Source organism: Streptomyces albicerus, assembly GCF_008905045.1.
Classification (GTDB): Bacteria; Actinomycetota; Actinomycetes; order Streptomycetales; family Streptomycetaceae; genus Streptomyces; species Streptomyces albicerus.
Map to the genome: position 1 here is coordinate 22,931 of NZ_VWMY01000044.1, position 13,963 is coordinate 36,893.

Here is a 13,963-nt window from a genome sequence, read left to right on the forward strand (position 1 = left end):
ACCGTGGCCTCCGTGTCCCACGCCCGCGCGGTCAGGACCGAGGGCCGCGACGCCGACGCCGCGGTGGTCAGCCTGCGCGGTGCGGCCCTGTCCTTCGGGGAGCGGGTGCTGTGGCAGGGCCTGGATCTCGACGTACGGCCGGGGGAGTTCCTGGCCGTGCTCGGGCCCAACGGATCGGGCAAGACCAGCTTCGTACGCGCCCTGCTGGGCCAGCGCCAACTGTCCGACGGCACGCTCACCGTGCTGGGCCGCCCGCCCCGAGGCGGCAGCCGGCACATCGGCTACGTCCCGCAGCAGGCCACGCTGTCCGCGCACGCCATGCTGCGCGCCCGGGACCTGGTCCGCTTCGGCATCGACGGACACGGCTTCGGACCCCGGCTGCGCACCGGCGCCGTCCGCCGCCGGGTCGACGAGGTCCTCGAATCGGTCGGGGCAGCCGCGTACGCGGACGTCCCCGTCGGCCTGCTCTCCGGCGGCGAACGCCAGCGCGTACGCATCGGACAGGCATTGGCGACCGACCCGCGGATCCTGCTCTGCGACGAGCCACTGCTCTCCCTCGACCTGCACCACCAGCGGGCCGTGACCGAACTCGTGGACGCCCGACGCCGCTCCCACGGCACCGCGGTGGTCTTCGTAACCCATGAGATCAACCCCGTCCTCGGACTGGTGGACCGCGTGCTGTACCTCGCCCGCGGCAGCTACCGGGTCGGCACGCCGGACGAGGTGCTCACCTCCGAGTCGCTGTCGCAGTTGTACGGCACACAGGTCGACGTCGTCCGCGTCCGGAACCGGATCACGGTCGTGGGCGTGCCCGACGAGGTGGCCGAGCCGGCGCACCACCCTGAACTGCCGCACGGGGTACGGCCATGACCCTCGCCGACGGGATCTGGCAGCAGATCTTCAACTTCGACAACTACGGCGAACTGCTCGCGCTGGTCCGCAACTCCCTCATCGCCGGCGCGGCCCTCGGCCTGGTCGGCGGCCTGGTCGGGGTCTTCGTGATCATGCGGGACCTGCCGTTCGCGGTGCACGGCATCAGCGAGCTGTCGTTCGCCGGCGCCTCGGCGGCCCTGCTGATGGGGGTGAACATCGTGGCCGGCTCGATCGTCGGCTCGCTGATCGCGGCCGGCACGATCGGCCTGCTCGGCTCCCGTGCCCGGGACCGCAACTCGGTGATCGGCACCATCATGCCGTTCGGCCTCGGCCTCGGCGTGCTCTTCCTCGCCCTGTACGAGGGCCGGGCGGCGAACAAGTTCGGCATCCTCACCGGGCAGATCGTCGCCGTCGACACCCCGCAGATGTCCTGGCTGCTCGGCACCTCGGCCCTGGTGCTCATCGCGCTGGCGGTCATGTGGCGGCCGCTGGCGTTCGCCAGCGCCGACCCGGAGGTGGCCGAGGCGCGGGGGGTGCCGGTCCGTGCGCTGTCCTTCGCCTTCATGATCGTGCTGGGGCTCGCGGTCGCGCTGTCGGTGCAGATCGTCGGCGCCCTGCTGGTCCTCACCCTCGTCGTCACCCCTGCGGCCGCCGCGGCACGGGTGACCGCGTCACCGGTACTGCTGCCCGTGCTGAGCGTGGTCTTCGCGGTGGCCTCGATCGAGGGCGGGATCCTGCTCGCTCTGGGCAGCAGCATCCCCATCAGCCCCTACGTCACCACCATCTCGTTCACGATCTACATCGTCTGTCGACTGGCGGGCACCTACCGGACCCGGCAGTGGGGAGCCAGGAGAGCGGTTCCCGAGACCACCTGATGCCTTCGCGTACCTCGCGAAGGCGTACGGCATGGAGATCGCGGGCCTCGTCGCGCCCGCGCCCAACCAGGAGCCGAGCGCGGCCGCGGGCGGTTCCGTCGTGGAGGATCACGTGGTGGGCCAGGCCCCCGCGGACTCCTCCCTACGCCCGACGTCGGACGTACAGGCGGTTGCCCTCCGGGCCGGTCCACTCCAGGCGTACGACGCCGGCCACCGCGGCATCGCCGGCGCGGGACGGGTCGGCCCAGTAGCCGAAGGCCGGGTTGCGGAAGAACGTCGCCCACAGGCCGCCGTGGTGATCCTTGAAGAAGTTGTTGTGACCGGCGCCCACGCCCGCGGTCCAGCGCCGCGAGTACGGGCCTTCGAAGCGGTCCGCGACGGCGACGACCGCGTCGTACTGGTACTGGGTGCGGCCGTTGCCAGGCGGGTCGTAGGCGTAGCGGGTGCTGCCGTCGGGGTTGGCCGAGGTGCGGTCCCAGGCGGCGTGCAGCAGGTAGTACTTGCCGCCGTGCTTGAAGACGTACGCGCCCTCGAGGTAGGGCTCGGGCGCGTACGGCGTCTGCCGGAACGCCGGGAGATTCGTCGTCGGGACGATGTCCTCCATGTCGTCCCGGAACTTGGCGTAGAGGTTGTTGTGGAGCACCAGCCACGCGTCGTCGCCCTCCGTGTAGAGGCTGCCGTCGATGTGGTGGTACGCGCCGGGCTTGATGAACGACGGCCCGCCGATGAACGAGTCGCCGAAGGGCTTGTCGCGATTGCCCTCGACGAGGCGGTATGGGCCTGCGACCCCGCCCTCGCTCACCAGCAGGAACGAGCCGACCTTCTGGGAGTGGTCGCCCATGCACGCGGCGAGATACCACCGGCCGCGGAAGTGGTGCAGCTCGGGTGCCCACGCCTCGCCGCGCTTGCCGAACCGGTCGTCGTGCCAGTACTCCTGCCAGGGGGCGACGACCGTGCGCCCGGGGCGGTTCTCGCCGGCGAACTCGGGCGACCACACCTTGCCGCGCTCGGCGCCGGGCCGGATGCCGGTGGTGTCGGCCAGCCGCCACGGGCCGCGCAGGGACGGCGCCGTCCACACGAAGATGCCGTCGTTCCAGGGGGCGGCCGCCGTGAGGCCGGGCACGCGGGTGGTGCCGGTCGCGACGTAGAGCGGACGGCCGTCGACGACGAAGCAGTTGACGTAGGTGTCGCGCATCCAGACCCGGCCGAGCTCCCTGTCGCGGGGACGGAGCTCGAGGCGCAGGACAAAGGAGTTGTCTTCGCGCGGCCACAGGTCGTCGCGGGTGTCCGCGAGGCCGTACGGCTGGGGGTCGGGCCAGTTCGACGGGTACCGCCGCGTCGCCGCGGCCTTCGCCGGCGACGCCTGGGCAGCGTCCGTAGGCAGTGCCGCCGCTCCCATGAAGCCGGCGACACCGGCCAGCAGGGGCCGTCGGCCGATGTGCGTTCCGTTCTCGGAGCTGGTCATCAGTCGCGTCTCCTTCGTCGTCCAGGACGCCGGTGTTGTCTGTGGATCAGCCTCTCCACCGGACGTCGGCGCCTGCGTGTCCTGCGGTTCGAGCACGAGCTCTTCGCGTCCTGCCTCAGTCGGGTCAGCGGACGCCCGGGATGGCTGTCGCCCAGCATGCGAAGGCTCGCCGATTTTCGTCAATGGGTCGGAAAATTAATCCGGGTGTTCGGCGCTGTTCGCTGTCCGGAGTGACGTCGTCGCCTCAGGAGCAGCGCGCCTGGTCGAGGTCGCGGCAGGTCGAGCCGTCTTGTGGTGCGCGGGTTTCGCCTCGCGCGAGGGTGCGCAGTGTGCCGCCGGCGCGCAGTTCATGGCTACCGGGCCTCGGAATGCGCTTGGGGCTCGTCGGTTTCGAAGGCGGAGAGGGTGGTGTCGTAGTCCGTCTCCACGTCGTACATCGGCGTCATCCAGTGGTAGAAGTTGTCGCCGCGGTCGCGGAGCAGGTGGTAAAGCCGCCGGGTCAGTTCCGTGCGTACGCCGCGCATTTCGGGGTGGTCGTAGCGGTTGTGCAGTTCATCGGGGTCGGCATCGAGGTCGTACAGCTCGTTGCGCGATTCGGGATTGATCACCAGTTTGTGGCTTCTGGTGCGCAGCATCCGCTGCGGGTAGGGGAAGTGGTGACCGTGGAACTCGGCGAGGTGGTGCTCGTCCCACTCCGGGTGCTCGCCGCGCACGAGGGGCAGCAGGCTGCGGCTGTCCACGGCCGGCTCGGTCTTGCTGCCCGCCAGGTCGAGGATGGTGGCGGTGCAGTCGGTGAGAGAGACGAACTCCTCGCGCACCTGGCCCTGGGGGGAGCCGGGGACCTTCAGCAGCCCGGGGATGCGGTAGATGTCGTCGTACATCGCCGGGCCCTTGTCGTGCAGCCGGTGGGCGCCGGTGAACTCGCCGTGGTCGGCGGTGAAGAAGACCGCCGTCCGGTCGTCCAGGCCCAACTCCCGCACGGCGTCGAGGATGCGGCCGATCTGCTCGTCGATGAGCGTGACGTAGCCCCAGTACACGGCGATCAGCTTCCGTGACTCCTGAGGCGACATGGTGTCGAAGGCCCACAGCTTGCTGTAGTTGCGCTGGACCGCCGGTTTCGAGGCGAAGGTCTCGCACACGGAGGCGGGTAGTTCGACCAGCTCCGGGTCGTACATGTCGTAGTACGCCTCAGGGAGGATGTACGGCAGGTGCGGGCCGAAGAAGTGGGTCGCCAGGAAGAACGGCGCCCCTTCGCCGTGATCCTCCTGCGCGGCGAAGCGGTGCAGCATCTCGATGGTGCGCGTGGCCAGGTAGTACTCGAAGGTGGCTTCGAGCGGCTGGTGGAGGCGGGCGGCGAGGAGGTTGCCGGGGCTGCCGTTGGGCGTGGTGCCCCGCACCGGATCCGTGATGCGGTACGGGGGCAGGCCGTTCTCCTCCAGGTAGGCGAGGTAGTCGGGGTGGTCCACGGGGTTGTGCCAGCCGGCCAGGTCGGGACCCTCGAAGCCGTAGTCGGCGGCGGTGCGCCGCACGCCGCCGTGCCACTTGCCGACAAGCCCCAGGTGGTAGCCCTCGGCGTGCAGTTGCTGGGCGAAGGTGAACTGGTCGTCGGAGAGGTCCTCGAGATAGCCGACGTTGCGCTCGTAGTTGGCCAGCAGCCTGTGCCGGAACGGGGCCGCCCCGGTGAGCAGGCTGGCGCGCGCCGGGGTGCAGATCGCGGTGGGGGTGTAGAAGCTGTCGAACCGCGTGCCCTCGGTCGCGAGCCGGTCGAGGTTCGGGGTGCGCGTGTGCGGGTTGCCGTACGCACCCAGAGTGTCCACCCGGTGCTGGTCGGTCATCAGGAAGAGCATGTTGTGGCGCACAGAGGGCCTCTCGGGTCGGTCCGGCTCGCGCGTCAGCCGGGGCAGGCGGACGTGTCCGGACATACGGGTTGTCTGGCACGCCGCCATGACGCCTCGGCGGACACCGACTTGGGGCGGCTGGTGCGGCTTTCGATGCGTGCCCGACCGATGCCATGCGAGGCATGTTCCGACCCGGCCGTGATTTATGTCAAGAGTGCGGCCATAAATCGTCCAGGGTGCTCTCGGTCGCATCGCGTGACCGCCGCTCCGTGTTACCGAAAAGTTACGAAGCGCCATGCCGGAATTGCCCGACTGTACGTCTTTGCAGGTCAAGGCGGTTGAAGCGAGTGGTGTCACGGGGTTCGGCAGGGCGAGAAGATTTTGTTCCGACTCATTGACGAAAACCCTTGGCGCTCACATGCTGTCCGTCATGCACGAACACGACGGTCCGCTGACGCGGCTGAGACGCAGCCATGAGCAATGCGTTCTCGAACTGCTCCGCAAGCACGGTCCGCTGAGCCGCGCCGAGTTGGGCGCCCGCAGCGGGCTGTCCCGCACCACGCTCTACGACATCGTCGCCGGCCTGGTGGGCAGTGGCACGGTGGTCGCGGGCACACCGCATGTCGAGGTGCGCAAGCGCGGCCGGCCGGTGGAGAAGCTCAGCCTCAACCCGGCCGCCGGGGAGGCGGTCGGCATCGACTTCGCGCGCCGTGCCGTGCACGTCGCGGCGGTCAACTTCGCCCATGAGGTGATCGGTTCGGCCAGTGAGGCGCACGCCTCGGACCTGTCCTGGCCCGAGCGGGTCGACATCGCGGGACGTCTCCTCGCCACGCTGGCCACCGGCTCGTCCGACGATTCGGCGGGCGGCGGCCGGGGCCGGAAGGCCGCCGTCCACCTCGACGCGCTCAGCGCGATCGGCGTCGGCGTGGTCGGACCGACCACCGACCCCGGCAGCGAGAACGCCCATGCGCAGGGCATCGACGGCCTGCCGGACCTGCTGCGCAAGCGGTTCGGGGTGCCGGTGCTGCTGGACAACAACACCCGGCTCGCGGCCCTCGCCGAAGCGGTGTGGGGCGCGGCGGCGGACAGCAGCGACGTGCTCTACCTGCGGCTGTCGCACGGCGTGGGCGGCGGGCTGGTCGTGGGCGGCGCGCTGCACCGCGGCAGGTACGGCCTGTCCGGCGAGTTCGGGCACATCACCGTGGACCCGGCTGGCAGGCAGTGCGAATGCGGCAAGACCGGCTGCCTGGAGACCCGTGCCTCGCTCGACGCGGTCCTGTGCCGCTACCGCGAAGCCGGCGGCCGGGCCGACAACCTCGACCAGTTCCTGGACGCCACCTCGGCCGCCGAACGGCCCGCCCTGGAAGTGCTGGAGCGCGTCGGCAGCGAGATCGGCGGGGTGCTGGCCGCGGTCTGCCACGCCGTCGGCCCCGGCGTCATCGTCGTCGGCGGTGAGCTGGCAGAGGCCGGCCCCGCCCTGCTCGAGCCGGTCGAACGGGCCCTGCGGCAGCACCTGATGCCGATGGCCCGCCATCACGTGGACGTACGGCGCGCGACACTCGGCGAGGCCGGCAGCGCGCTGGGCGGCATCGCCCTGGTTCTCCATGAATCCCCCCTGCTCTCCCACTACCCGCAGCCCGTCTCCGAGGAGAACGCGTGAAGCCACCGGCGAGGAACCCATGGCCGTAATCACCCCACCCGAGAAGACCGCCGCCGGGCAGAGGCAGCAGCAACCGCGCCGCTCCCGGCGCCGGCCGCTGGTCCTCAACGCCGTGGCACTTGCGGCGGGTGTCGCCCTGTGGGCCGTCGTCGCCGCGCTGGGGCTGGTCGAGAACCTGCCCACGCCGACGGCGGTGGCGCAGAAGGCCGGCACCATGATCGCCGACGGCACCCTGGTGTCCGACACCTTCGCCAGTCTGCGCCGGGTCCTCCTCGGCTACGCCCTCGGCGTGGTCGTGGCCGTACCGGTCGGCTTCCTCATGGGCTGGTATCCGACGGTGCGCGCCTTGGTCGAGCCGTACATCCAGTTCTTCCGCACCATCCCGCCGCTCGCGATGATTCCGCTGGCGGTCGTGCTGCTGGGGATCGGGGAGGTGCCGAAGATCGCCGTGATCTTCCTGGCCTCGTTCATGGCCTGCGTCGTCTCCTCCTTCCAGGGCGTCATCGACGTCGACAAGACACTGATCAACGCGGCCCGGGTGCTCGGCGCCTCGGACCGGATCATCTTCGCCAAGGTGGTCATCCCGGCTTCCACTCCGTTCATCCTCGTCGGCATGCGGATCGGCCTCGGCGCGTCCTGGGCGACCGTGGTCGCCGCCGAACTCATCGGCGCACAGGAGGGGTTGGGCTACCGGATGCAGAAGGCGTCCACCTGGTTCGAAATGGACACGATCTTCGTGTCCCTGATCACCATCGGCGTGCTCGGCCTCGTCATGGACCGGCTGTTGCTGCTGGCCGAGCGGCGCCTCACCGGCTGGCAGGAGCGACGATGAACAGCAAGATCAGTTTCCGGGACGTGGTGAAGACCTTCCCGCTGAAGGACGCCACCTTCACCGCGCTCGGCGGGGTGAGCCTGGACATCGCGGACCAGGAGTTCGTCACCGTCGTGGGCCCGTCCGGCTGCGGCAAGTCCACCCTGATGAGCATGGCCGCGGGGTTGCAGGAGCCCGACTCGGGCAGCGTCCTGGTGGACGGCACGCCGGTATCCGGACCTGGCCCCGACCGAGGGGTGATCTTCCAGCAGTACGCCTTGTTCCCCTGGCTGACCGTGCGGCAGAACGTGGAGTTCGGACTCAAGCTCGCCTCCGTACCGGCCGAGGAGCGGCGTCGGCGCACCGAGCAGGCCATCGGCCTCGTCGGCCTGAGCGACTTCGCCGACGCCCTCCCCAAGACGCTGTCCGGCGGGATGAAGCAGCGCTGCGCCATCGCCCGTGCGTACGCGGTCGATCCCCAAGTGCTGCTGATGGACGAGCCGTTCGGGGCGCTCGATGCCCTGACCCGGGTGCAGCTGCAGGACCAGCTGCTGCAGACCTGGAGCCAGGACAAGCGCACCGTGCTGTTCATCACCCACGACGTGGACGAGGCCGTCTACCTCGCCAGCCGGGTCGTCGTCATGGCCGCCAGGCCCGGCCGCGTCCACCGCGTCGTCGACGTGGAGCTGCCCTACCCCCGTACCGAAGAGATCCGCCTCTCGCCCGAGTTCCGGCGCATCCGCAACGAGGTGTGGACCTCCGTCTACCACCAGGAAGCGCCGGCCCAGGCCGCCTGACCCTTTCGGTCACCCGAGCCCTCGCCCCAGGCGCTCCTCAAAGCCATCACCGCATCCTCCCGAGAGGACCATTCAGCATGCCCAGAAGCACGATCAGGCGCGCCTTCACGGCCGTGCCCGTCGCCTTGACGCTCTCACTCTCCGCCAGCGCATGTTCCGGTAGTGCGTCCGGCGACGACAACACGGTCAGGTTCGGTTACATCGGCGACTACAACGGTGCCAGCCTGCTGGCGATCGCCGAGAAGCAGGGGCTCTGGAAGGAGGCGGGCCTCACCGCACAGGTGAAGTCGTTCAACAACGGTCCGGTGCAGATCCAGGCACTCACCGCCGGTGACCTCGACTACGGCTACATCGGCCCCGGTGCGATGTGGCTGCCCGCCTCCGGCAAGTCCAAGGTCATCGCCGTCAACACCCTCACCTACGCGGACCGCGTCATCGGTCAACCCGGCGTGAAGTCCATGAAGGACCTCAAAGGCAAGCGGGTCGGCGTACCCGAGGGCACCTCCGGCGACATGGTCCTCAACATCGCCTTGGAGAAGGCCGGGATGACCGCGAAGGACGTCGAAAAGGTCAACATGGACCCGTCCACCATCGTCTCCGCCTTCTCCTCCGGACAGATCGACGGTGCCGGCTTCTTCTACCCCGCGATCGACACCATCAAGAAGAAGGTCCCGGACCTCGAGGAGATAGCCAGCACCAAGGACACCGGGGATGCCTTCCCCACCGCCTTCGTCGCCGGCAACAAGGTGCCCGAGGAGAAGAACAGCAAGGTGATCAAGGTGCTTCAGCAAGCCAACGACTGGCGCAAGCAGCACCCCGAGGAATCCATCGCGCTCACCGCCGAGATGCTCGAGGTCACCGAGGCCCAGACCAAGGCCGACGCCTCTCACGTCGAGACCCTCTCCACCAAGGACCTGGCAGCAAAGACCGAGAGCGGCGAGGTGAACGCGTGGCTGAAGAAACTGGGCGACTTCTTCGTCCGCAACGAGCAGTTGGACGACAACCCCGACCCCGGTGAGTACTACGACGGCGATCTCTACTCGCAGGCATACAGCAAGTAGTTCTCGACCACGGACCGGACAGGACAGGACAGGACGGGACCGAGCCGCCATGCCCTGCGGTCGACACCTTCCCCGGCCCGTCGATCACCCGCGACCTACGCCGGGCACGCCCTCACCCCCAGATCCAGCCGACATCCGCAGGACAGCCATGAGCAGCACCACCGACACCGCAGGACACAGTCCGAAGAGCTGCTGCGCCCCATCAGGGACGAAGCCGCAGGCGCGCAATATCCCCAACACCCCCGAAAGAGGATGCGACTCCACCACGGCTGCGCGCCGCCGTCCGCACGCCGAGTACGCCGACCGCGTCACCCTGCCCGGCGGAACCTTCCGCATGGGCAGCGAGGACCAGGACGCAAACCCCGGTGACGGCGAAGGGCCCGTTCGCGATGTATCGGTCGCGCCCTTCGCCATCGACGCCTACGCGGTCACCAACGCCCGCTTCGCGGCCTTCGTCGAGCAAACCGGGTACCGCACCGAAGCGGAGGAGTTCGGCTGGAGCTACGTGTTCGCGAAGTTCCTGCCGGGCTCCCTGCGCAAGACCTCACCGCGCCCGTCGGCAACCCCTTGGTGGTGCGGCGTCCAAGGTGCCGCCTGGAACAGGCCGGAAGGGCCGGACAGCCGACTGGACAGCCGCTGGGACCATCCCGTGATCCACGTGACGTGGCGAGACGCGGCCGCTTTCTGCCGGTGGGCCGGAGGACGACTGCCCACCGAGGCGGAATGGGAGTACGCCGCACGCGGGGGCCTCGACCAGGCCCGCTACCCCTGGGGCGATGAACTCACGCCGGATGGGGAGCACCGATGCAACATCTGGCAGGGCACCTTCCCGTTCAGCAACACCGAAGCCGACGGCTTCGCCGGCACCGCTCCCGTGCACGCCTTCGTCCCCAATGGATTCGGCCTCTACAACGTCGCGGGAAACGTCTGGGAGTGGTCCGCCGACCCCTGGCAGGACGATGACTCCCACCGTCGTGCCATGCGAGGCGGCTCCTACCTCTGCCACGACTCGTACTGCAACCGGTACCGCGTCGCCGCCCGCACCGCGAACACAATCGACAGCTCCGCAGGCAACCTGGGCTTCCGCATGGCCTGGGACATCGACTGACACCGGGCGACCGGCTCAGCAGGCGCAGCCGCCATGCCGTGTGCCGACGACCGACCGGCGACGTCATTACCACATACGGACTGACTCGCTACGTATGGTTACCAGCAGGCGAGGGTCGTGACCGCTGCCCGATCCACGGCCGTCCGACCTGTGAGCAGACATCGCTGCCCAGACGTACGCCGCAGCGATCACGCGGCTCCACACCCCCGCGCTGTGCCGACTCCAGCGGTCTACAGAGCCGGCTCTGACGGTCTGCAGATAGGAGCACCGAAGAGTGACGCTTCAGCGCAAGAACGGGCTGCGCACCCTCGCGGTCGGCTCGGCGGTGGTCTCCGGCGCCCTGCTCCTGACGGCCTGCGGCTCGAACGGAAGCTCCCAGCCCTCCCGCAGATCGCCCACGGCTGCCTCGCCCGCCACCACGGGTGCCGGCGGCGTCCAGTGCGGTAAGGCGGCCACTGTGTCGGCTTCCGGCTCGACTGCTCAGGAGTTCGCGATGCAGTTCTGGATCAAGAACTACATGCGGGCCTGCCCCGGTACCCGGATCAGTTACGAGGGCAACGGCTCCGGTGCCGGCCAGACCGATTTCCTGGAGGGCAGAACGGCCTTCGCGGGTTCCGACTCCGCGCTGAGCGCCACCCAGATCACCCGGTCCAAGAGCGTCTGCGCCAACGGCGGTCGGGCCGTCCACCTGCCGATGCTCGGCGGCCCGATCGCAATCAGCTACAACCTGCCAGGGGTCAGCAAGCTGGTGCTGGACGCCCCCACCCTCGCCAAGGTCTTCGACTCACAGATCACGAAGTGGAACGATCCCGCGATCGCGAAGCTCAACCCCGGCACCAAGCTGCCGTCGACGCCGATCCAGACGTCACACCGCTCCGATTCCTCCGGCACGACGGACAACTTCACCTCCTACCTGAGCGCCGCCGCACCGAGCGCCTGGCCGTACGGGCACAACAAGGAGTGGATGGCCAAGGGCGGCCGGTCCGCCCGGGGTTCCTCGGGCCTCGCCGAACAGGTGAAGAAGACCGTGGGTGCGATCGGCTACGTCGAGTTGTCGTATGCGATCGCCCGCAACATTCCCACGGTCGCGATCGCCACCGGCGCCCCCGCTCCGGTCTACGCCAGCGTCCTCACGGCCTCCAAGGCGATCGCCGATGCTGAAACCGCCGGCACCGGTGACGACCTCGTACTCAAGCTCGACTACGCGACCAAGGCCCGGGGCGCCTACCCGATCGCCATGGTCACGTACGAGATCGTCTGCGACAAGGGCAACAAACCGGCGACGTGGTCCGCCACCCAGGCGTTTCTGACGTACATCGCCGGCGCGAAGGGTCAGGAGGACTTGAGCTTCCAGGGCTACGCGACGCTCCCGGCCACCATCGTGGACAAGGTCCGCAGCAAGATCAACAACCTGTCCTGACCCCACTTGGACAGAACCGAATGCGGGGCGCCCTGCATGGTGACCCGCCGTGCTCCCGGTCAGCGGACAGAAAACCTCGCGCGAACCGACTGAGCGCCTGACCTGTACCGCTCTGTCGATTGTGACCGGGGCGACGGATTTTCCCTCAGCGGCTGGTCTTGATACGGACCGAACCCGACCACCACTTCGGAGTGTCCGATGTCTGAGTCCCATCCCTTCCAGACCGCCGTCGTCACTGGTGCCAGCCGCGGCTTCGGGCGCGCGATCGCCGCCGCCCTGGTCACCGCGGGTACCCACGTCGTCGGCATCGCCCGCCACGAGCAGGACCTGAACGCCGTCCGCGACGAACTCGGCCAGGGCTTCACCCCCGTCGCCGCCGATGCCACCGACGAAGCGCTCGCGCAGGACGTGATCCGCACGCACCGACCCGGCCTGCTCGTCCTCAACGCCGGGGCCGCACCGCACATGGCACCCGTGCACGAGCACACCTGGGAGACCTTCAGCCGCAACTGGCACGCCGACACCCGGCATGTCTTCACCTGGACCCGGGCGGCACTGCGGGAGCCGCTGGCGCCGGGCAGCGCGGTCGTCACGATGTCCAGCGGGGCCGTCCTGGGCGGATCTCCACTCAGCGGCGGATACGCCAGCGCCAAGGCGGCCATCCGGTACATCCGGGGGTACGCGGCCGACGAGTCGGAGCGGGCCGGCCTCGGCATCCGGTTCGTCACGCTGCTGCCCAACATGACCCCGGCCGGCGGCGTCGGCTCGGTCGCGGTGGCGGGCTACTCGGCGCGCCTGGGCGTGGACCGTGACACCTTCGTCAAGGGCAGGGGACCTGTCCTCACCGCGGACCAGGTCGCCAAGGCCGTCGTGGAACTCGCCGGGAACCCGGACAGCGCCCCGGAGTACCGGGTCGTCGGCGGCGACGGGCTGAGCCCGGTCGACTGAGCGAAGACCCTACTGTGAACCTCACCGCACCCTCAGGAGAAGCCGCGATGCCTTCGGACGCCGAATTCGCCGCCGTGACCGAGCAGTTCCGGCCGGAACTGCTCGCGCACTGCTACCGGATGCTCGGCTCGATCCATGACGCCGAGGACCTGGTGCAGGAGACCTACCTCCGCGCGTGGCGGGCGTTCGACCGGTTCGAGGGCCGCTCCTCGGTGCGGCGATGGCTGTACACGATCGCCACCAGGGCCTGTCTGACGGCATTGGAAACGCGCTCCCGACGACCGCTTCCGTCGGGCCTCGGCGCGCCTACGGACGATCACCGGGTGGCCATGGCGCCCCGCGAGCCGTCGGCGGCATGGCTCCAGCCCGCACCCGATGCGCTGTTCGGCGGTGACGACCCGGCGGTGGTGGTGGCCGGGCGGACCGGGGTGCGGCTCGCCTTCATCGCCGCGCTCCAGTTCCTGTCCGCCCGGCAGCGGGCCGTGCTGACACTGCGCGACGTACTTGCGTTCCGGACCGCCGAGGTCGCCGAAATCCTGGACACCACGACCGCAGCCGTCGACAGCGCGCTGCGCCGCGCCCGATCCCGCCTGGCCGAGGCCGGACCGGTCGAGGACGACCTGGCCGAACCGGCGGAGCAGACCCGCCGCGTCCTTCTCGACGACTACGTCGACGCGTTCACCCGGGCCGACGCCGACGCGCTGGTGAACCTGCTGCGGCTTGACGTCGAGCTGGAGATGCCGCCGACCCCGACCTGGTTCACCGGCCGCCGAGCCGTCGTCGGATTCCTCTCCGCCCGCGTACTCCGTCCTGGCCTGTGGCGAATGGTGCCCACCCTCGCCAACGGCCAGCCCGCCCTCGTCGCCTACAAACGCGCGGCCGGCGACCGCTACGAGGCGTACGGAGTCCAGGTCCTGACCCTGATCGGCGACCGGATCAGCCGCATCACGGCGTTCAACGACCCGGGTCTGGTACCCGTGTTCGGCCTCGCGCCCGCGCTCACCATCTGAATCGCGTGGCTGCCTTATTGCTTCTGACCGTAAGCAGGAAGGCGCGAACCCTCGCCGCGATCGAGGCCATTCCCGGCGCCGAACCAGGTGAGGGCCT

At 69.5% G+C, this 13,963-nt stretch carries 12 protein-coding genes; 10 read left to right on the top strand and 2 right to left on the bottom strand.

Features of this window, described 5'->3' with window-relative positions:
- The first annotated feature begins 3 nt into the window (after positions 1-3).
- Complete coding sequence (locus GAS53_RS34505) at positions 4-870, top strand: metal ABC transporter ATP-binding protein (protein ID WP_404829370.1); 867 nt, start codon at positions 4-6, stop codon at positions 868-870.
- Positions 867-1,748 (top strand): metal ABC transporter permease, encoded by an 882-nt coding sequence (locus tag GAS53_RS34510; RefSeq protein ID WP_151481697.1) that lies wholly within the window; start codon positions 867-869, stop codon positions 1,746-1,748. The genes GAS53_RS34505 and GAS53_RS34510 overlap by 4 nt, the downstream gene beginning before the upstream one ends.
- Positions 1,749-1,890: 142 nt before the next feature.
- On the opposite strand, the gene GAS53_RS34515 is transcribed toward GAS53_RS34510, so the two are convergent.
- Together GAS53_RS34515 and GAS53_RS34520 are read right to left on the bottom strand one after the other, a co-directional pair.
- Positions 1,891-3,213, bottom strand: a complete 1,323-nt coding sequence (locus tag GAS53_RS34515) for a family 43 glycosylhydrolase (protein WP_151481698.1) — start codon at positions 3,211-3,213, stop codon at positions 1,891-1,893.
- A gap of 353 nt (positions 3,214-3,566) precedes the next feature.
- A complete protein-coding gene (locus GAS53_RS34520; RefSeq protein WP_151481767.1) occupies positions 3,567-5,060 on the bottom strand; it encodes a sulfatase-like hydrolase/transferase in 1,494 nt (497 codons plus the stop codon).
- Between the two features lie 409 nt (positions 5,061-5,469).
- On the opposite strand from GAS53_RS34520, the gene GAS53_RS34525 reads away from it, so the two are divergent.
- The 8 genes from GAS53_RS34525 to GAS53_RS34560 all read left to right on the top strand — a co-directional run bounded on the left by GAS53_RS34525 (position 5,470) and on the right by GAS53_RS34560 (position 13,866).
- Positions 5,470-6,711: an ROK family transcriptional regulator gene (locus tag GAS53_RS34525; RefSeq protein ID WP_151481699.1), complete on the top strand. Its 1,242-nt coding sequence runs from the start codon at positions 5,470-5,472 to the stop codon at positions 6,709-6,711.
- Positions 6,712-6,730: 19 nt separating this feature from the next.
- Positions 6,731-7,543 (top strand): ABC transporter permease, encoded by an 813-nt coding sequence (locus GAS53_RS34530; protein ID WP_151481700.1) that lies wholly within the window; start codon positions 6,731-6,733, stop codon positions 7,541-7,543.
- Positions 7,540-8,319 carry an ABC transporter ATP-binding protein gene (locus tag GAS53_RS34535; protein ID WP_151481701.1) on the top strand — a complete coding sequence of 260 codons (780 nt, stop codon included), beginning with the start codon at positions 7,540-7,542 and terminating at the stop codon, positions 8,317-8,319. Before GAS53_RS34530 ends, GAS53_RS34535 begins: the two co-directional genes overlap by 4 nt.
- A gap of 77 nt (positions 8,320-8,396) precedes the next feature.
- A complete protein-coding gene (locus GAS53_RS34540) occupies positions 8,397-9,380 on the top strand; it encodes an aliphatic sulfonate ABC transporter substrate-binding protein (protein WP_151481702.1) in 984 nt (327 codons plus the stop codon).
- Between the two features lie 148 nt (positions 9,381-9,528).
- Positions 9,529-10,488 (top strand): formylglycine-generating enzyme family protein, encoded by a 960-nt coding sequence (locus tag GAS53_RS34545; RefSeq protein WP_151481703.1) that lies wholly within the window; start codon positions 9,529-9,531, stop codon positions 10,486-10,488.
- Positions 10,489-10,762: 274 nt separating this feature from the next.
- Positions 10,763-11,908 (top strand): phosphate ABC transporter substrate-binding protein PstS, encoded by a 1,146-nt coding sequence (gene pstS / locus GAS53_RS34550; RefSeq protein WP_151481704.1) that lies wholly within the window; start codon positions 10,763-10,765, stop codon positions 11,906-11,908.
- A 198-nt stretch (positions 11,909-12,106) separates the two neighbouring features.
- Entirely contained in the window at positions 12,107-12,856 is a 750-nt protein-coding gene (locus tag GAS53_RS34555) for an SDR family oxidoreductase (protein ID WP_151481705.1), read from the top strand.
- Between the two features lie 14 nt (positions 12,857-12,870).
- On the top strand, positions 12,871-13,866 hold the full coding sequence (locus GAS53_RS34560; protein ID WP_225859264.1) for a sigma-70 family RNA polymerase sigma factor: 996 nt from the start codon (positions 12,871-12,873) through the stop codon (positions 13,864-13,866).
- Positions 13,867-13,963: the final 97 nt, after the last annotated feature.